We start from the raw sequence: 17,551 nt of genomic DNA on the forward strand, positions 1-17,551 counted from the left end.
GGACGGAAGAACCGCTGCCACGATTTCCCCGGTCGTGGGCGGGGCTGTCCCCGCAGTGCCGCCCGGAGGCTTTCCCCGGAATTCCGGTAGAAGGTTTCCCGTCCGGCCGGGTGCGCGTGCAGGCCGCGGAAGCGGAAGGTACGGCCGGAACACGACTTCGGGTGAGGGGGCGCCGACAGGCGCGGAGTGGACGCCGGGGCCGGCTGCTGGGTGGCGGCCGGCCCCGGCGTCTGCGCTTCCCGGTCCGGGTTACGAACCGGGCTGCAGGGTGAAGTTCACCGGCGCTGCGCCTCCCTTGCCGAGGTCCACGGTGCGCCGCTCCGTGCGGTAGCGGTCAGCCGTGACCGTCAGGGTCAGCCCCTTCTGCGCGGGGAGCCACAACCGGTAGGAGCCGTCCGTCGCCGTGGCGAGCGTGGTGGTGGCCCCTCCCTTGGCGGTCACCGCGACGGTCGCGCCGGCCACCGGCACCGTCGACCCGTCGGGCTGCCGGGCGGTGACGGTGCCCGTGAGTTCGCCCCAGCCGCGCGGCGGGGTGACCGTCATGGTGACCGGGACGGACAGGGACGGGTAGGGCGTGTCGCTGTCCACGACCAGGCGTGCCTGGTGGGCGCCCAGGTCGGCCACGGACATCCCGGAGGCGTCCAGGGTGACCGTGACCGAGGCGGTAGCGTGCGCCGCGACGGTGACGGTGCGGGCCTTCTCCGACAGCCAGGAGACATCCCCGTGGGACTGGTCCCAGCCGGGCAGCTTACGGACCGCTCCGGTGACCCCGGAGTCCGCTCCCTGGCCGCCGACCACGTACCAGCCCTGGGCGCCGGAGGCGTTCACCAGCGGCTCCGGCAGGCCGGGCATCGCCGACCAGGAGTCGGAGGCCGGGTCGTAGGCGTAGGCCTCGTTGGTGTACACGCCGTCGCCGACCAGCACACCGCCGCCGAGCAGCAGCTTCCCGTCGGCGGTGGCGCCGGCCGCGCCCCAGACGTCCACCGGCGGGTCGGCCAGCTTCTTCCAGCCGCCCTGCGCCGGGTCGAGGGCGTAGGTGGCCTGCGTGGCCTCCGGCCACGAGCCGTCGGCCTGGCTCACGCCGCCTGCGCAGTGGAGCACGCCGTCGACGGTTCCGCAGGACTCCCAGGAGGTCGCGACCGGGTAGGACGGTCCGGCCGACCAGGTCCGCGACGCCGGGTCGTAGACCTGAACATCGGTCGTCCCGCAGTTGTAGGTGTCGCAGCCGCCCACCACGTAGAGCTTGTCGCCGAGGACGGCGGCGCCGGAGCTTCCGTACGCGACCGGCATGTCGGGGATGCTCGACCAGGTGTCGGTGGCGGGGTCGTAGACCTCACCGCCGGGGATCGGGTTGCCGGCCCGGTCCTTGCCCCCGGTGACGTACAGCTTGTCGCGGATGAAGCCGTACGCCGGGTTCACCCGCTTGGTCGCGGGCGAGGCCAGGACCCGCCAGGCCGCGCCCGCCGGGTCGTAGGCGTAGAAGCCCTTGGTCCACTGCGGGTCGGTGGTGGCTCCCAGGCCGGTGTAGAGCACGCCCTTGTCGACGGCGGCGATGCCGCCGGCGCTCGGGGCCGGCAGGTCGGCGAGGGCCTTCCAGGACTGGCCGACGGCGGTTCCGCCGGTCGTCGCAGCGCCGCCGCTGTTCGTGGTGCCGCCGCTGCTCGTGGTGCCGCCGGTCTTCGCGGTACCGCTGGATGCGGTCGCGGCGAAGGTGTCGGGCTGCAGGTCGGTCTTCACCCGGCGGACGGGCTCTCCTGCGGTGCGGGCGCCCGGTGCGGTTCCGGCGATCTCCTGCTCGCCGAGGGTGATGGTGGCCTTGGTGCCACCGGTGTTGCGGATCTTGAGGGTGACCTTCTTGTCGGTACCCGCCTCCACACCGGCCCCGAGGGCGGCCTGGTCGATCCGGAGCTGCGCGGGCTTCAGCGAGAAGTCCGCCGTGGTGACGCCGTCGGCCTTGATGTCGGCCGTCTCGGTCACCGCGGGGTAGCCGAAGGCCGCCAGGTCGGCGGAGAACTTCTGCTTGCCGGTGCGGCTGGAGAAGGCCCAGTACAGGCCGTCACCGGCGGCGGGGTCGCCCTGCGTGGCCACGCTGACGCCGGCGTCCTCGGGCCGCGCGGTGCTGTGGACGGTGGCGCCGGCCACCCCCGCTCCGGTGTTGTGGTCCGTCACCTGGCCGACCAGCAGGCCGCCGGGCACGGTCCGCAGATCACGGGTGCCCACGGCGACGTTGTCGATCTCCCACATGGAGGAGAGGGAGCCGGTGTAGTGGAAGCGCACCTGGACCGACGGCAGGCCGGCGTACGCGGTGAGCGGCACCGTCTCGTGCGACGGCCCGTTGACCACGTCGGTGTGGTGCCAGACGTTGGTCCAGTTCGCGCCGCCGTCGGTGCTGACGTCCACGTCGGCCGTGGGGTCGGACAGGCGCATGGTGCCGGGCAGCGAGGTGTCGAACTCCAGCTGCGGACGGGTCTCGTGGGAGAGGTCGTAGCGCGGGCTGATCAGTTCGCTGTCGGCCGAGCCCCAGCCGAGGTAGTAGTCGTCCAGGATGGCGAACCAGCCGTCACCGCCGGTCTGGTTGCCCCGGTTCAGCGGGTCGTCGAACTCCCACCCCCCTGCGGAGGTGTTGTTCTTCACCGTCCAGCCGTCGGGCCGGGTGTAGGCGGCGAACTTCTGCACCCCGCCGCCGTGGTAGGTGAGGTCGTACCCGGGCGGGAGCACTCCGGAGGAGTTGGTCTTCAGGGTCACGTCGGTGGTGACCCGGCTGTCGCCGAGGTCCACCTGCGCCGTGGCGGGCTGGTAGCCGGGGTAGAGCCCCTCCACCGTGAGCCGGTAGCTGTGGCCACTCGGCAGGGTGACGGAGTACCGGCCGGTGCTGGGGTCGCTGTAGGTGCTGCCGGGGACTCCGTCCACGGTGATCCGGGCGTAGAGGCCCCACCCGTGTCCGCCGCCGTCGCGGACCGTGCCGGAGACGGTCTGCGAGGGCACCGGCTTCAGGGAGACGTCCCGGGTCACGGCGGCGCCGTCGGCCACCTCCACCGTGCCGAGGTCCTGCTCTCCGTAGCCGAACGCGCTGACCGTCATCGGGTACGAACCGGCCGGCACGGTGATGCGGTAGTCGCCGACGGAGCCGGTCGTGGCATGGTTGCCGCCGAAGGTCACGGTCGCGCCGACCACCGGCTTGCCGGTCGCCGCGTCGGTGACCGTGCCGCTGACCGTGCCGTGGGCCGGGGCCTCGAAGGCCCGCAGGCCGTTCGGGGTGCCCAGGCCGGTGGGCCCGTCGTACCCGGCGCCCGCGACGCAGGAGTAGAGCGGCTCGCAGTCGGGGGTGGAGCCGAAGCCGCACAGGGAACTGTCCGCGCAGCTGGCGTTGTCACCGGTGACCACGTCGTTCAGGGCGTCCCGCTGCGCATAGGGGTAGGAGGCCGGGTAGGTCCCCGCCGCGGGCGTGCCGGCCACCGCGTAGACACCGGCGATGATCGGCGCGGAGGCGCTGGTGCCGCCGGCCACCACCCAGCCGTCGCCCGAGTAGCTGTCGTAGACCGAGACGCCGGTACCGGGATCGGCGACCGCGCTGACGTCCGCCACCGAGCGTCCGGAGCACCCGGTGTCGGTCTGGAAGGACGGCTTGGGCTCGAACTGCGAGCAGCCCGAGCCGGTCGCGCCCCAGCGGGGGATCCCCAGGGAGTCGGTGCCGGTGCGGTTCCAGACCGACTCCGACCAGCCGCGTGCACTGCCGTCGCGGACCAGCGAGGTACCGCCGACCGAGGTGACGTACGGGGAGGAGGCCGGGTACTGGACGCCGTAGCCCTGGTCACCCGCGCTGAAGACCAGCGTGGTCCCCGGGTGGTTCATGTACTGCTCGTCGAAGGGCAGGGTGCCGGGGTCGTCGACCGGGGCGCCGTAGGAGTTGGAGACGTACTGCGCGCCCAGCGACACGGCGGTGTTCAGCGCCTGGCCCAGGTCCTCGAAGGAGGCCGAGTCCCCCTCGACCAGCAGGATGTCGGCGTTGGGCGCCACAGCGGAGACCATGTCCAGGTCGAGGGATATCTCCCCGGCCCAGCCGTCGTTGGGCACCGGGTACGCCGCGCCGCCCCGCTGGTCGACCTTGCGGAAGCAGCCGTTCTCGGTGGTGCACGCCGGCAGCCCGTACTGCTCGCGGTAGTGCGCCAGGTCGCTCTCGGCGTTCGGGTTGTCGTACGCGTCCACGATGGCGATGGTCCTGCCGGCTCCGCCGTCGGCCGGTACGCCGTACGCCGAGCGCAGGTCTGCCGGGCCGTAGCCGTCCGGCTGGGCAGGGTCGTCGGCCTGCGCGGCCACGTCGGTGCGGCGCAGGGCGAAGCAGCCGAACTCTCCCGGCTTGGGGGTGCCGCAGAGCGCCTGGGCAGCCTTCTGGCCGCCGCCGGCAGGAGTCGCCGCCCCGGCGGTCTGCTGCGGGAACTGCGCTGCCAGCACAGTCAGCAGGACCGCGCCGGCCGCCGACGCGATGCGGCGCAGACGCCGGGTGCCGCGGCGGGCACCCGGCGGGGAGGCCGCCGGGAGGCGGTCCTCTCTGAGGGTTCTTTTCGGTGAGAACACGGAAGCCTTTCCCGATCACACAATCGGTGGGACCCCGGCCCGACGGGCTGTCGGTGGACGCGGGGGAAGAGGAGACGGCCCCGCCGTCCACGCTGTCCAGGGCGGACGTCGATGCGACGTCCGGCAGCGCGTGGGCAGGGCCGCCTCTCTCCCCCGGGACGGAGCAACAGGAAAACCGGTTCATGTGGCGTCGGTCACATCCGCGCCGGAGCCCCGGCGGACACCAACTGCCCCTACCGGCAACGCCGTTGCCGCAAAGGGGTGGGCGCGCTCGCAGCCGCCTCGGGAGGCCCGTCCGGCGCCGCTGACATCGGCTGTCCGCAACGGCCTGCTCTGGTTCCCGGGGCGACGGCCGACGCGAGCAGCGACTCCAAACGCCAAGCCAACGCCAGGTCAGCGTCATTCCGCCACCCGATCGTGCTTGGGCAAGCTGCTTCACGGACGAACCAGCAGGGGAACGTCCAACGGCCCCGCCAGGGACCGCCCTTCGAGACCGGAGATCGCACCCATGCTCAGGCTTCGCACCGCACACCGCTCCGTCGCCATGACCACCGCTGCCCTGGCACTGGCCGGCGGCGCCACCATCGGACTCGGAGGTGCCACCGGCGCCCAGGCCGCGGTGAGGCCCGCCACCTGCACGTGGATCAACATCGGGACGCCCGGCAACTACACCCTCAACGGCGTGTACGCGGGCCAGGTCGAGCAGCAGTACAACGGCTGCGGCACCGCCAGGGCCCACTGGCAGTGGTCCACGGCGTACCGCACCGCCCACCCCAACGCCCGGGTCACGGTCTCCGTCGAGTCGTGGACCGTTCCGGTCGTCTCGGACACTCCGAGGACCCAGTACGCGTCGGCCTCCGCCGACGCCTACTCCTACGGGGCGGACATCCACAGTGCCAACCCTGACGAGTGGTTCGCGGACGCCGCGGTCATCGGTGACGACGGGGCCACGTGCCGCTACTCCGCCGGCGGATCGGTTCACGCCTACGCCAACGGGAGCGAGATAGTCGCCGCCTCGCCCAGCTCCTGCTGATGAGGCGATGACCCACCCGCCACTCCGGCGACAGCACGGTGGCTGAGGTGACAGAACGACGAAGCTCCTGGCGGACGGGTTGCCGACCAAGCGCAACCTTCACCGCCAGGAGCTTCGCGTGCTCGTCCACTCGTCCAGCCTGGATCTCCGCGGTGCGGCTGCAGCAACGAGAGCTTGCCGCTCGGCGCCACCGGCTCGGGGCTCACCGGGGGCGACGGGCATGACCGCTTGGATCCGCGGCCCAACGAGGCCCGTTCGGCGTCAGTCCAGCTGGATGACGCCGGCCTGGATCGGCGCGTCCTCGGCGTAGGGTGCGCCGGTCACCACGAAGACGAGGCCGGGTCGGCGCCACGATCCCGGGTCGGCCAGCGGGATGGTGAACCGGCTGTAGCCCCTCGGCATCGCCGAAGACAACCGCGTCCACTTGCCGGGGTCACCGAGGGCCCGGTTGACGAAGAAGTCCTCGTCACTGTTTGCGCTAACAATGATCGTGCCATGAGGGCCACCGGAGTCCGACCACGCCACGGTCGGGGCGGCCGACGGGGCGTACCCGTCCTGGTCGAGGAGCTCCAGCGCCGGGGCTGAGCCGAACGACTCCGGGTCGCGGGCGAGCTTGTAGCGCACGGGGTAGTAGGTGTCCGAGACGCCGTACTCATAGGTCATGATCCACAGACTGTGATGCACCTGCGCGACGGTGGTCATACCCGGGCGCCGGCTGTACTCCTCGCCCACGGCGTCGTCGACGACCGGGCCCCAGTGCCGCAGGTCCCTGCTGGTCTGGTGCGCGAGCTTCTGGCCGTAGTCCGGGTCTCGCTGGTCCGAGTAGTAGCAGACGAGCCGGTCACGGTGCAGCAGCAGGAACGGCTCCCACACGGGCGTGTTGCCGTTCTGCGGGTTGGGCGGCCCGCCCACCGCCACCGTGCTCAGGAACTGCCAGGTCAGGCCACGGTCAAGGCTCGCGTACAGCACGATCCGTGTGCTCGAGGAGTCCAGCGAGTTGGCGGCGCACAGCACCGCGCCCTTGGGAAGGCCGGCGAAGGCGCGCGGCAGCTCGTACAGGAACGGCTGCAGCCACATCCTTCCGGACTCGCCGTTGTCGGGCACACTGCCCTGCTGGCGCCAGGTACGGCCGTCGTCGTCGCTGCGGAAGATCGGGAACCCGCCCGGCTTCGAGAAGTCGAACTGCTGGTAGGTCGCCAGCAGAGTCCGCGATCCGCCCGGTCGCCCCTCGCTGAGCCGCACGGCCCGCGCGTACGACGCGCCCGATCCCGGGTCGGTCACCGTCACCGGACCGAAAGGGACCTCGCCTCGCGGCGCCCCGGATTTCGCCGGTGCCGCCACCGCCGTTCCCGCGCTGCCCAGAGACAGCGCCACGACCGCGGCTCCCCCTGTCCCGAGCAGCGCCCGGCGTGTCAGGCGCGGGGTTCGGTCAGCCGCACCATCCGCTCGCTGTCCGTCGGCGGATGCTATCCCTTGCGAGTCACGACCCTTTTGCATGGTTCACCTTCGCTCTCCCTAGATCGGCGGCCGGGAACGTTACGCGCACCTTTGCTGCCGCGTCAATGGCGCTGCGCCCGGACGGGATTTCTTCTGGCCTGAGTCGAAGAAGGCCGCACACGCAGCGACGTCGGGTTCTGGTGGTTGTACGGGCCTTTGTCGTGAGGGGATGGCAGCGATGGGCCGGGGCCTCGCGACAGACCTTGCGGAAGTGCGGATGCCCGTCGAACCCACAGGTCAACGGCTCAGCCCATCAATCGGGCGGGTGTGGACAAAGAGGTTTCCAGCGGTCATTGCAACCTGCGGTCGATTGTTGGGCCGCAAGGAGTTTGTCCAGGCGCTCGACCGGGAAAGAGCAGCCGAACGTTTTGTGCGGACGTCCTTGAGTTCGGTGGTGACGGCAGCCGGGTATGCGGTCCGGGAACGGAATGGTCTGTACCTTTCGAAACTTTTTCGGCAGCAGGCCGTTGCTGTTCGCGCTGGAGTCGCGCCGTCAGGGACTTGCCTCATTGCAGAAGTAAGCCGGAATGTCAATGGACCGGCCCGGAAAAGCATGACGCGGGGCCGTGATCTCCGAGGCTCGCCCCGAAGTGGCTACAGGAAGCCGCGCACCGGCTGCCCCGGCCGAGCTTCTTCGGCGGCTGCAGGGAGAGGGCCTGTCCGCGCGGGCGTTCCACCCAGGCGTTTGCGGAAACGGCAACAGAAGTTGCCGTACCCGTCCGGAGGGCGCATCCTCCCGGACATGAGCCCACACAGCGCATCCGGAACCGGCCACCAGCACGCCCATGGACCCCGACACGGGCACGGGCACGACCACACGGACATCGACTGGGAGGTCATGGCGGCCCAGCTGGAGAGCAGCGGCGATCTGCAGCTCCCCGTGCTGCGCCGGACCGCGGCCCGGCTGCGGGAACTGCTCGGCCCGGACAAGGAGGTCCGGCGCATCATCGACCTCGGCAGCGGGCCGGGCGTGATGACCTGCGTCCTGGCCGAGGCCTTCGGGGACGCGGAGGTCGTGGCCGTGGACGGCGCGCCCGGACTGCTGGAGCGCGCCCTGGCCCGCGCCGGCCGGCTCGGCCTCGGCGACAGGGTCACCGCCCGGCACGCGGAGCTGCCGGAGGGCCTGGTCGGCGGTGACGAGCACGGGGAGGGCGGTCTCGGCACGGCGGATCTGATCTGGAGCAGCAAGGCCGTCCACCACATCGGCGACCAGCAGGGCGTGCTCGACGCGCTGGCGGCGATGCTGAGGCCCGGCGGTCTGCTCGCCGTGGCGGAGGCCGGTCTGCCGATGCGCTACCTCCCCCGCGACATCGGGGTGGGCAGGCCGGGCCTCCAGGCCCGGCTGGACGCCCTTCTGGAGGAGTGGTTCGAGGCCATGCGGACCGAACTGCCCGGCAGTACCCGGGTGGTCGAGGACTGGCCCGCGATGCTCGGCCGCGCCGGGCTGAGTGGCACGGGCAGCTTCACCTCCCTCCTCGACCTGCCGTCACCCCTCGACGAGACGGCCCGCTCCTTCCTGCACGGCCATCTGACCCGGCTGCACGAGACCATGGGCGAGTCCCTGGACGCCGAGGACCACAAGACCCTCGGGCTGCTGGTCGATCCCGAGGCCCCGGAGGGGATCCTGCGCAGGCCCGACGCCTTCCTCCTCTCCGCCACCACGGTCTTCACCGGGGTACGCCCGGAGCGGTGACCGTCCCCCGGGACGACGCCTCGGCGTGCCGTCCCCCACCTGACCGGTTCGCCATCACGGCCGCCGGGGGCGTCCACCGCGCAACGTCCGCGCCGGGACCCCGGCGGCCTGGTGGACGCCGTGCGCGGTGACGGCCTCCATGCCCGGCCTGCCGCCCCCGACGTAGGCGTTCATCACCATCGGTCGGGTGACGGCAGATCGGCCGCGTCGCACTGAGCCGGCTGCCCAGACCCTGATGCAGAGGGGGCAGGGGGTCAGGCCGGCCTGGGTGGCTGCTCCTCGTACCCTCCCGGTCCGGCGCGGGGTGCCACCCGGGGGCGTCCACCGAGTCACCCCGCCTGCCTGCGGCCGACGGGGCGCTGTCGCATGCGGACTACTTCTCGTAAGTGGACAGGGCCAGGCCGAGGCCGAAGAAGGTGGGCGCCCACTCGCCGACGAAGATGCCCCACCGGTCGGCACGTTCGACACCCTGGCCCGGTTCCGCTTGGAGCGAGGTCGCCCAGGAGAGGACGGACAGGCCGATGGAGGCGATAGCGGCGGCGTAGGCGTGTTCGCTGCGGATACCGCAGTCGTGCAGCTTCTTGACGATCATGTGTCCTGCCTTCCGGCTCGGATTCCCCCCTTGCCTGTGGTCGTGTGCCCACCCCGCCCATGTCGACCCACAGGCCACCCGAATGGCGCCGCCGGGTTGCGGCATCGGCCCGGGGCCCGCACCGTCCGCCCAGCCCTTGCCCCCGCGTCTCCGGCATCCGTCATCCCGGGTGCGGGTAACGGTGGCCGCCGCCAACGACGGCTCGATCTTTCGCTGGGCTGTGCACCGCCAGGACGACGGCCTCCACCACAGCAGGCCCTGCCCCCAGCAGCCGGGCCGGGTGGGGCATCGGGGGGAGTCCGCCGTTCGAGCGCCACCGCGTCGGAAGGCCGACGGGCGCCGGGTATTGCCAGGCGCCGTCCGTCCCGGTCGTGCCAGGATGCTCGGCATGTCTGCTCGTGCACTGAGCTTCGGCGCGATCGCGGAAGCCTACGAAAAGTTCCGGCCGGGCTATCCCGAAGAGGTCGTCGACCTGGTGGTGACATATGCGGGCCGGCCGGTTCGGACGGCCCTGGAGATCGGCGCGGGGACAGGGAAGGCAACCCGCCTGTTCGCCGGGCACGGGGTCGCGGTCACGGCGACGGAACCCGACACCGGCATGCTCGCCGAGTTGGAGAAGACCGCGCCCGCGAACGTGACGACCGTACGGGCCCGGTTCGAGGATCTGCGGCCGGGTGAGACCTACGGGTTGGTCTATGTGGCCGCAGCCCTGCACTGGACACAGCCGGCGGGACGGTGGCCACGAGTGGCCGCGCTGCTGGAACCGGAGGGTGTGTTCGCCTCGTTCGCCGGCCCGATCCAGCCGGCCGATCCAGCGGTCGAGGAGTCCGCGCGTGCGGCAAGGGCACCGTTCCTGGAAAGTGACGACATTCCGTCTCCCGACGGGACTGCTCCGGATGAGGAGATGCAGTGGCCGGGTACGGAACTGCAACGGTCCCCGTTGTTCCATGACGTCCAGCAGAGCGTCATCGAACGGCGCCTGACGATGAAGCGCTCCGAATACCTCGGCTATCTGTCGACCGTCTCGGCGTACCTCCAGCTGCCGCCGTCGAGGAGGCAGCAAGCGTTCGACGCGATCGCCCAGGCGCTGCCCGAGACGGTCGAGATCGCCGCCGACATCATCGTCCATCTCGCGCGCCGCGGACCGGAGTAGAGGCGCCCCCGCCCCTCGGAGGACACGGCGAGTCCCACGGACGCCCCCTCGTCACCGACGCGGCATGACCCTGTCGTTCAGCAGACCCGCACCCCAGGAGTCCCCGTATGGCAGTGGACATCATCTACGAGACGCACTCGACCACCACGGACAACGAGGCCGGCATCTCCACCGGCTGGCTTCCGGGACGCCTCTCGGCGAAGGGACACCGCGAAGCACGCGAACTCGGCGAACGCCGCCGCGGTCAGGACATCGCAGCTGTGTTCACTTCCGACCTCCGCCGCTCCGTCGAGACCGCCCACATCGCCTTCCCCGACGGTCGCCCCCCGATCCACCAGGATGTCCGTCTGCGTGAGTGCGACTACGGCCGGTTCAACGGCCAACCGTCCCAACTCGTCGCCGCCCGCCGCGCCCGGCACGTCGACGACCCCTTTCCCGGTGGCCAGAGCTACCGGCAGGTCCTGGCCGCCACCGACGCCTTCCTCCAGGACCTGGCCCGGGACTGGGACGGCAGGCGAGTCCTGCTGATCGCCCACACGGCCAACCAGTGGGCACTGGACTGCCTGCTTGCCGGGGCTTCCCTGGACGACCTGCTCAAGGCCCCGTTCACCTGGCAACCGGGCTGGTCCTACACGCTGCCCTCCGACCGGAGAAGCCAGTCCGGCGAACCCTCCCGGTCACAGGCCTGATCCTCCTGCCCGCGTGGCCGCAGCACCTCCCGTCGGTATCCACCTCACCTCCAGGGTCGGCTGGAGGGTCGTTCCAGGTGGGTGCAGGTCGTGCCGGCGCCCCAACGCCAACCGCTCGGGTGACGGCGCACGCGGCCCGCGGCCATCGGCGCGCGCGCGGACTGCCGCCGCGCGGGTACTGCCGGCCGGATCCGGGTACCTGCACGAGCATGTCCAGCCCTGCGCTGTCCTTCGGTTCCGCTGCCCGCCTCTACGATTCGATCCGGCCTACCTACCCGGTACAGGCGGTCACTTGGGCCATCGGCGCCGAGCCGGTGCGCGTCCTGGACCTGGGGGCGGGCACCGGGCTACTGACCGGTGCATTGCGCGCCGTCGGCCACGAGGTGATCGCGGTCGAGCCCGACGAGCAGGCCCGCGTGGACCTGGAGATCGGCGAGTTGGCCGCCACCGACCCGGCCCTGGCCGGCCGCGACAGCGTCGAGATGCCCTACCGGACCTGCGTCTACCGGATGCGGCGGGTCTGATTCCGTTGCCCCGACTCCGTCTGCGGGCCCGCGACGATGCAGGCATGGACCATCCGACGAGGGCACGCGACCGGGCGGAGACGCCGGCATACGGATACGGATGCGGGATCACCGGGCTGCCGAGGCCGGGAGCAATGGTCAAAACCTGTGGTCGGGGCTCAGCTCGGACCGCCGGCGCGCAGGGCGAGCTTCATCCGTGTGAAGGCTGTGGGAGTCGGCCGTCGTGGCAGGGTGTTCTTGATCTGTTGGGCGATCTCCTCCGGCGTGTTCTTGCTCGTGTCGCATTCGATGTCGTAGATGCCGTGCGCGTGGACCTGGTCGACCTGTCGCGCGGCAAGACCTGGGGTCCGGTCGCCGCGGATCCGTTCCCGTCGCTCCAGCTCCGGCAGCGGGCAGTGAACGCCGACGAGGACGACGTTCTCGGCAGAGAACAGGTCGAGGCAGTCGAGGAGGCGCCAGCGCCGGCTCAGCAGGTAGTCCACCACGATGTGATTGCCGGCTGCGGCCATCCCGGCTACCGCGCGGTGGAAGCCCCTGGCGGTTCGGTCGATCTCGGCCTGCAGGTGTTCGTCGGGAATGTGCCGGTCAGACCGCATGGCATGGAAGGCGTCCACCGGCATGTGGAAGAACGACTGGTCCAGGATCCGGAGAAGCTCCCGGGCGATGCTCGTCTTACCGGAACTCGATGCCCCGTTGAGGAAGATGATCAGCCCGCCCGGCCTCTGGCCGGACATTTCAGGGCCGCTGGGTTCGCTGGGGCTGGCCGGCGCTTCGTTCGGCTCTGCATCGTCATGCGACATGGGCGGATGATCCCGAAGGTCGCGGCAGGCTCGCCACCGGAATTCATGCCGCTTCGGTCTCCCGCTCGACCAGGACGCCGTTCTCGAACGGGGCTCCAGCGCGAACCAGAGGCACCAGGTGGGCGCCGGTGATCACGCGCCGGCGGCCTGGGCGGACTCGACAGGCTTGAAGACCAACGCCAGGGCCGCGGCGGGCTGCCGGCTCCGCGGGTGACCTTGGTGCGGAGCTTGACGGTGGAGAACGTGGACTCCATGAGGTTCGTGGTCCGTAGATGGATCCAGTGCTCGGCCGGGAAGTTGTAGAAGGCCGGCAGTTCCTCGGCGTCGTCGGTGATCTTCGCGACGGCCTGGGGCCACTCGGCACCGTAGGTCTTCGTGAAGGCCTCGATCGCCTTCTCGGCGTGGGCGCGTGGTCCAGCAGGTCCTGGCCGCACCGGCATGGGCATCAAGCCTGAGCGACGAGGACCGGCGCGGGCTGACCGCGCTGTTCTGGTCCAACGTCAACCCATACGGCACCTGCCGTCTGGACATGAACAAACGCCTCGACCCGGGGCCGACCGCCCATGCCGCACCCGCGCCCATCAGCGGATGCTGCCGATCGGTCCCGTGCGGGGCGGCTGGGCGCAGTGGCCAGGAGGTGAGGCGGAGACTTCCTGCTGACGAGGGGACCGCCCGCGGCCTGGCGGGACCTGGTCAGCCGCGGGCGTTCCAGACCAGGGGCGCTTTGCGGATCCATGCGTCGTCCTCGAGCGTCCGGACGAGGAACTGGGCGAGGTCGGCGCGGTTGATCCGTGCGCCGGGCTTCTCGGTGCCGGCCTCGGCGGCCCGCACGGGGCCACCGGCGGGCTTGTCGGTCAGGGCGACGGCGCGGGCCAGGGTCCAGTCGATGCCGGACGAGGCGCGGACGACGTGGTCGACGCCGGTGTGGTCCTCGAAGCCTGCCTTGACGTTCGACAGCTTGATGAACGCCTTGACCAGCGGGTTGAGCCGGGCCCAGTCGTCGCCCGCGCCCTGCGTAGACGTCAGCACGATGCGGCGGATGCCCTGCTCGCCCATGACGGTGAGAGTGTGGCGGGCGGCGTCGGTCATGAACATCGGCGGGCTGACCGGCTTGGCCCACGGGTTGTCGGAGGCGCGGCCGTTGTTCAGCACGCTGATCACCCCCTCGGTGCCTTCGGCGGCCCGGCGGATGTCGTCGATGTTCGCCGGGGTGCCCTGGATCAGCTCGACACCGGCCGGTGCCTGCACCTTGTCGGGGTTGCGGACAAGGGCGCGGACGCGGTGGCCGCGCTGGGCTGCGTGGTCCAGGACGTGAGCGCCGGTACGGCCGCTGCCGCCGAGGACAAGGAGGGTGCTCATGGTGATCAAACGCCTTTCGGGCAGTACGGGGGTGGATCAGGCGGCCAGTCGGCCGGTCAGGATCGAGCCCGGGCGGCGGGCCTCGTCGTGCGCCTTGGTCATGGACGCCTCGTGCATCGGAAGCAGCGGGGCCAGCATCGGCACGTCCGACATGGAAGGTTTCGGGCCTGTCCAGCGTCGGATGATGGGTGTCGTGGTGCTGAGCCGTCGCGGACGGCGGGTGTCCGTGGCTGCCTGGGGGCGGCCGGGATCAGGCGCGCTCGGGGACGGCGCAGCCGTCCGGCCCGCAGACCGGGGCATCGCCGGCGTCGTCGGCGAGGGTGAGGGGGTGGCTGGCGTCCCAGGCCTTGCGCAGCAGCTCAAGGAGGCCGTCGCTGTCCTGGGCGCCGGGCACGCCGTAGCGGTCGTCGACGACGATGAACGGGGCGCCGGTCGCCCCCAGGCGCTGGGCACGGGCCGCGTCGTCGCGGACCTGTCGGCGGTAGCGGCGGTCGGTGAGGACTTGGTGGGTCTGCTCGCGGTCCAGGCCGAGGTCGTCGGAGAGCCCCAGCAGATCGTCCAGGGAGAAGACCGGCTCGGCCTTGCCGAAGTAGGTCCGGAAGATGGTGTCCCAGGCCTCGCGGTTCTTGCCCTGGGCGCTTGCGTGGGCGAGGAACTCGTGCGCCAGGTCGGTGTTGCCGACCTTGTTGTCCAGCACCTGGTACGGGGCCAGGCCCTCGCTCTCGGCGAGCTTCTCGATCCGCCGGGTCGAGGTCTCGGCCTGGCTGCCGCCCATACCGTGCCGGCGGAGCAGGGCCTCGCGGACGGAGAAGGTGTCCCCCTCGGGGAAGCTGCTGCTGAGCGGGAACGAGTGGTGGACCAGTTCCACCTCGTCCGCGTGCTCGAACCGCTCGATGGCCTTGGCCACCCGGTGGTTCCCCAGGCCGCACCAGGGGCAGGTCACCTCGGACCAAATGTCCACCTTCATTCACGCACCTCCATTTCTTACGACTTGTGCGTAACGCCATGATGGGCCAGCATGGAAGGCGATACAAAACGCACACCGGTGTGCGTGCCGGAGAGGAATGTGCGTCATGGAGACGGCCGACGGAGCAGAGGTGACGGCAGGAGCGGCGGCGATCGGGCCGTGCGCGGCCATCCCTGCCGAGCACATGGACTTCATCCGCCAGACCCTCGACCGCGTCGGCGACAAGTGGAGCCTGCTGATCATCGCGGTCCTGGAGTCCGGCCCGCTGCGTTACACCGACCTGCAGCGGCAGGTCCCCGGCATCTCTCAGCGCATGCTCAGTCTCACCCTGCGCCAGCTCCAGCAGGACGGCCTGATCACCCGCACCGCCTACGCCGAGGTCCCTCCGCGCGTCGAGTACACCCTCGCCCCGCTGGGCCGCGGCCTGCACGAGATCGTCACCTTGCTGATCGGCTGGGCCGCCGACCACCACGACGAGATCCGTGCCAATCGCGAGCGCGCCGCAACGGCGGGATCCTGACCGCCACGCAAGCGGTCGCGGACGCGAGGCGTTTCCTAGGTGGTCGCTCGTGAAACACCCTGCCGCCCGGTCGCCCACCTGCAGGGATCATGTTTCATGAGTTGTTGCGAACGACTGGGCGTCTGAAACAGCCTCATAAAACAGTCCGGGCTCGTGAGCGACGACTTCAAGCGCGTGGAATCGCGCGACTGCCCGATGTCCACCTGCGCCGCCCCCGCGGGGTCCCCGTGCCGGACCGGCAAGGGCAAGGGCAAGGGCAAGGGCAAGGTGACGATCCGATACCACACCGCCCGCTTCCGCCTGCTGCCCCAAAGTGCGTAGGGCGTCCCCGGACCGATGCCTCGAAGCAACGAGCTGTCACCGAAGGATGACGCTCACCCCTCGTGCCTCAAAGATCTCCAGGAGGAGGTCGAAGGGGACAAGCTCGCGATCACCAGCGGCCACGCACTCCGCCAACCGCGTCCGAGCCTCGGCCGAGGAGTCCCAGTGCAAGGTGAACGGAGTGGTCGCGCCCCAGCCGCCTCTCAGACAGTCGTCCAGAGCATCCAGGTTCCAGCCGCTGAAGCCCCCGGGACACCGGGGCCCAATGTGGGCCTCGGTGATCTCGGCAGGGAATGCAGTTGTCGCCCACCCGGCTTCCCTGAATGATCCGGGTGTGAGCACGCTGTTCTTGACAGTCGGCCTGCCAGGGGCCGGAAAGACCACCAGGGCTCGGCAGCTGGCCGAGGAGCACCGTGCGCTGCGGCTGACACCCGATGAGTGGATGATCCCGCTCTTCGGCCAGTCGCAGCCGCCCGGGAAGCGCGATGTGCTGGAAGGACGGCTGCTCTGGCTCGGTCTTGAGGCGCTGGGACTCGGAACCAACGTGGTGCTGGACTTCGGATGCTGGTCTCGTGACGAGAGGTCCGCGATCCGCTGGCTGGTGGCGTCCGTTGGCGCGTCCTGTCGCCTTGTGTATGTGCCGGTGGACCATGAGACCCAACGCGCTCGGGTCGCTCATCGCCAGTCGACCACCCCGGACCGGACCTTCCCGATGAGCGAGGCGGACCTCGTGCAGTGGAGGACGCTGTTCGAGGAGCCCGACGCGTCAGAACTCGAGGGCCGTCGGGTCGGCGACCCCCCGCCTGGATGGCCGGGATGGCGGGAGTGGGCGGCCGATCGCTGGCCGTCGCTCGTGTGACCGCCGAGAGATGCCGCCCGGCACAGAAGGCTCACCTCCTTGAGCAGGCCATCGAGGAGATGCTCGGGCGCCGACGCGACACGAGTCGCGCTTCCCATGAGATGACCCCTTGAGGGCCGACGACTCTGCTCCGCCGCGGCAGAGTCGCCTGCCCGGACGCGTGCGGCAGGAGCGCCCGTGGAGAATCGGACAGCCTCAGCCTGCGGAACGACCGTCCTCTTGATGGTCACGCGCGCCGCAGACACAGACCGAGGACGCCCGTGTGCGGCCGAATCGACGACCGTCAGCCCCGACGAGGTGGCCGGCCCCCGGTCGCAGCGGCCTGAGTCAGCCGGCCCCTTCGACGTACGACGCCAGGTTGGCCAGCGACGAGGCGATCCCTGCCTCGTGCGCTGCCGGGTCGATGCCGGGTGGCACATCCGTGGCGGCGACGGTCACCTCGGTCCCGGCACCGGCGGCGGCAAGGTGCCAGGTCATCGTCATGGTGCCCGCGTACGACGGGTCGTCGGCCTCGAACACCGCCCGCTGCACCACGCGCTCCGGTGGCACCAGGTCGGCGAACTCGACATCGACGACATCCGTCGCATCCGAGGTTTTGCCGGGGCTGTCGGTGGGGTCGAGGTAAGTGAGGACCATCCGGAACCCGCCGCCAGGCCGAGGATCCCATCGCTCGACCTGCCCGCGCATGCCGTCCGGCGGCAGCCAGGCCTCGAGGGACTCCCGGTCGAGGAGGGCGCGGTAGACAGTCGCGGGTGGTGCCGCGATCACCCGGCTGGCGCGGTCGGTCCTGTCCATGACCCCCGAGTCTAGGGCCGGGGAGGCGCTCGGGGACCGTCCTCGTCGAACGGCGAAGAGTCCAGCGTGAGGAGTCATGACAGGACCGGACCAACAAGCCGCGCTCGCCACCCGGCACGACACCGCCTCCCGCGGTCCCGGGCGGGGCGGAGGAGGGAGCGGGCCCGGGTGGTG

General features: G+C 71.0%; 16 protein-coding genes and 1 pseudogene. 8 read left to right on the plus strand and 9 right to left on the minus strand.

Going from position 1 to position 17,551, the window contains the following annotated elements; genetic code table 11:
• Positions 1-249 precede the first annotated feature (249 nt).
• Entirely contained in the window at positions 250-4,452 is a 4,203-nt protein-coding gene (locus AOK09_RS20140; protein WP_175609325.1) for a carboxypeptidase regulatory-like domain-containing protein, read from the minus strand.
• Positions 4,453-5,083: 631 nt separating this feature from the next.
• Between AOK09_RS20140 and AOK09_RS20145 the strand changes: the two genes are divergently transcribed.
• Positions 5,084-5,608, plus strand: coding sequence for a hypothetical protein (locus tag AOK09_RS20145; protein WP_055588607.1), 525 nt, complete (start codon positions 5,084-5,086; stop codon positions 5,606-5,608).
• Positions 5,609-5,869: 261 nt separating this feature from the next.
• Here the strand turns inward: AOK09_RS20145 and AOK09_RS20150 are convergent, their stop codons facing one another.
• On the minus strand, positions 5,870-6,850 hold the full coding sequence (locus tag AOK09_RS20150) for a glycoside hydrolase (protein WP_055588622.1): 981 nt from the start codon (positions 6,848-6,850) through the stop codon (positions 5,870-5,872).
• Positions 6,851-7,847: 997 nt separating this feature from the next.
• Between AOK09_RS20150 and AOK09_RS20155 the strand changes: the two genes are divergently transcribed.
• A complete protein-coding gene (locus AOK09_RS20155; RefSeq protein ID WP_055588608.1) occupies positions 7,848-8,798 on the plus strand; it encodes a class I SAM-dependent methyltransferase in 951 nt (316 codons plus the stop codon).
• 373 nt (positions 8,799-9,171) lie between these two features.
• Here AOK09_RS20155 and AOK09_RS20160 read toward each other — a convergent pair whose 3' ends face one another.
• Positions 9,172-9,390, minus strand: a complete 219-nt coding sequence (locus tag AOK09_RS20160; protein WP_055588609.1) for a hypothetical protein — start codon at positions 9,388-9,390, stop codon at positions 9,172-9,174.
• Between the two features lie 388 nt (positions 9,391-9,778).
• Between AOK09_RS20160 and AOK09_RS20165 the strand changes: the two genes are divergently transcribed.
• The 3 genes from AOK09_RS20165 (at position 9,779) to AOK09_RS20175 (ending at position 11,756) form a co-directional block, all read left to right on the plus strand.
• Positions 9,779-10,543, plus strand: coding sequence for a class I SAM-dependent methyltransferase (locus tag AOK09_RS20165; protein ID WP_055588610.1), 765 nt, complete (start codon positions 9,779-9,781; stop codon positions 10,541-10,543).
• A gap of 107 nt (positions 10,544-10,650) precedes the next feature.
• On the plus strand, positions 10,651-11,232 hold the full coding sequence (locus tag AOK09_RS20170) for a histidine phosphatase family protein (RefSeq protein WP_055588611.1): 582 nt from the start codon (positions 10,651-10,653) through the stop codon (positions 11,230-11,232).
• A gap of 209 nt (positions 11,233-11,441) precedes the next feature.
• Positions 11,442-11,756 (plus strand): methyltransferase domain-containing protein, encoded by a 315-nt coding sequence (locus tag AOK09_RS20175; protein ID WP_055588612.1) that lies wholly within the window; start codon positions 11,442-11,444, stop codon positions 11,754-11,756.
• Positions 11,757-11,914: 158 nt separating this feature from the next.
• Here the strand turns inward: AOK09_RS20175 and AOK09_RS20180 are convergent, their stop codons facing one another.
• The 4 genes and pseudogenes from AOK09_RS20180 to AOK09_RS20190 all read right to left on the minus strand — a co-directional run bounded on the left by AOK09_RS20180 (position 11,915) and on the right by AOK09_RS20190 (position 14,882).
• The gene (locus tag AOK09_RS20180; RefSeq protein ID WP_055588613.1) at positions 11,915-12,490 is read right to left on the minus strand and encodes a chloramphenicol phosphotransferase CPT family protein; all 576 of its coding nucleotides are present in this window, start codon (positions 12,488-12,490) and stop codon (positions 11,915-11,917) included.
• Between the two features lie 109 nt (positions 12,491-12,599).
• Positions 12,600-12,939 (minus strand): annotated as a pseudogene (locus AOK09_RS37980) (transposase); the annotation flags it as partial.
• Between the two features lie 310 nt (positions 12,940-13,249).
• On the minus strand, positions 13,250-13,915 hold the full coding sequence (locus tag AOK09_RS20185; RefSeq protein WP_055588614.1) for an NAD(P)-dependent oxidoreductase: 666 nt from the start codon (positions 13,913-13,915) through the stop codon (positions 13,250-13,252).
• 250 nt (positions 13,916-14,165) lie between these two features.
• A complete protein-coding gene (locus AOK09_RS20190; RefSeq protein WP_055588615.1) occupies positions 14,166-14,882 on the minus strand; it encodes a DsbA family oxidoreductase in 717 nt (238 codons plus the stop codon).
• A gap of 106 nt (positions 14,883-14,988) precedes the next feature.
• Between AOK09_RS20190 and AOK09_RS20195 the strand changes: the two genes are divergently transcribed.
• Together AOK09_RS20195 and AOK09_RS40240 are read left to right on the plus strand one after the other, a co-directional pair.
• Positions 14,989-15,402: a winged helix-turn-helix transcriptional regulator gene (locus tag AOK09_RS20195; protein ID WP_407675425.1), complete on the plus strand. Its 414-nt coding sequence runs from the start codon at positions 14,989-14,991 to the stop codon at positions 15,400-15,402.
• Positions 15,403-15,555: 153 nt separating this feature from the next.
• Positions 15,556-15,723, plus strand: coding sequence for a zinc finger domain-containing protein (locus AOK09_RS40240; protein ID WP_157875962.1), 168 nt, complete (start codon positions 15,556-15,558; stop codon positions 15,721-15,723).
• A 36-nt stretch (positions 15,724-15,759) separates the two neighbouring features.
• On the opposite strand, the gene AOK09_RS20200 is transcribed toward AOK09_RS40240, so the two are convergent.
• The gene (locus AOK09_RS20200) at positions 15,760-16,107 is read right to left on the minus strand and encodes a barstar family protein (protein ID WP_322973197.1); all 348 of its coding nucleotides are present in this window, start codon (positions 16,105-16,107) and stop codon (positions 15,760-15,762) included.
• Here AOK09_RS20200 and AOK09_RS20205 point away from each other — a divergent pair.
• Positions 16,058-16,582 carry an AAA family ATPase gene (locus tag AOK09_RS20205; RefSeq protein ID WP_055588618.1) on the plus strand — a complete coding sequence of 175 codons (525 nt, stop codon included), beginning with the start codon at positions 16,058-16,060 and terminating at the stop codon, positions 16,580-16,582. The genes AOK09_RS20200 and AOK09_RS20205 overlap by 50 nt on opposite strands.
• Positions 16,583-16,909: 327 nt before the next feature.
• Here AOK09_RS20205 and AOK09_RS20210 read toward each other — a convergent pair whose 3' ends face one another.
• The gene (locus tag AOK09_RS20210; protein WP_055588619.1) at positions 16,910-17,377 is read right to left on the minus strand and encodes an SRPBCC family protein; all 468 of its coding nucleotides are present in this window, start codon (positions 17,375-17,377) and stop codon (positions 16,910-16,912) included.
• Positions 17,378-17,551 lie beyond the last annotated feature (174 nt).

This window comes from Peterkaempfera griseoplana, assembly GCF_001418575.1.
GTDB classification, from domain to species: domain Bacteria; phylum Actinomycetota; class Actinomycetes; order Streptomycetales; family Streptomycetaceae; genus Peterkaempfera; species Peterkaempfera griseoplana.

Coding starts and splice junctions, on each gene's coding strand:
- AOK09_RS20145 (WP_055588607.1), top strand. CDS start 5,084: ATGCTCAGGCTTCGCACCGCACACCGCTCCGTCGCCATGACCACCGCT.
- AOK09_RS20155 (WP_055588608.1), top strand. CDS start 7,848: ATGAGCCCACACAGCGCATCCGGAACCGGCCACCAGCACGCCCATGGA.
- AOK09_RS20160 (WP_055588609.1), bottom strand. CDS start 9,390: ATGATCGTCAAGAAGCTGCACGACTGCGGTATCCGCAGCGAACACGCC.
- AOK09_RS20165 (WP_055588610.1), top strand. CDS start 9,779: ATGTCTGCTCGTGCACTGAGCTTCGGCGCGATCGCGGAAGCCTACGAA.
- AOK09_RS20170 (WP_055588611.1), top strand. CDS start 10,651: ATGGCAGTGGACATCATCTACGAGACGCACTCGACCACCACGGACAAC.
- AOK09_RS20175 (WP_055588612.1), top strand. CDS start 11,442: ATGTCCAGCCCTGCGCTGTCCTTCGGTTCCGCTGCCCGCCTCTACGAT.
- AOK09_RS20180 (WP_055588613.1), bottom strand. CDS start 12,490: ATGTCCGGCCAGAGGCCGGGCGGGCTGATCATCTTCCTCAACGGGGCA.
- AOK09_RS20185 (WP_055588614.1), bottom strand. CDS start 13,915: ATGAGCACCCTCCTTGTCCTCGGCGGCAGCGGCCGTACCGGCGCTCAC.
- AOK09_RS20190 (WP_055588615.1), bottom strand. CDS start 14,882: ATGAAGGTGGACATTTGGTCCGAGGTGACCTGCCCCTGGTGCGGCCTG.
- AOK09_RS20195 (WP_407675425.1), top strand. CDS start 14,989: ATGGAGACGGCCGACGGAGCAGAGGTGACGGCAGGAGCGGCGGCGATC.
- AOK09_RS20210 (WP_055588619.1), bottom strand. CDS start 17,377: ATGGACAGGACCGACCGCGCCAGCCGGGTGATCGCGGCACCACCCGCG.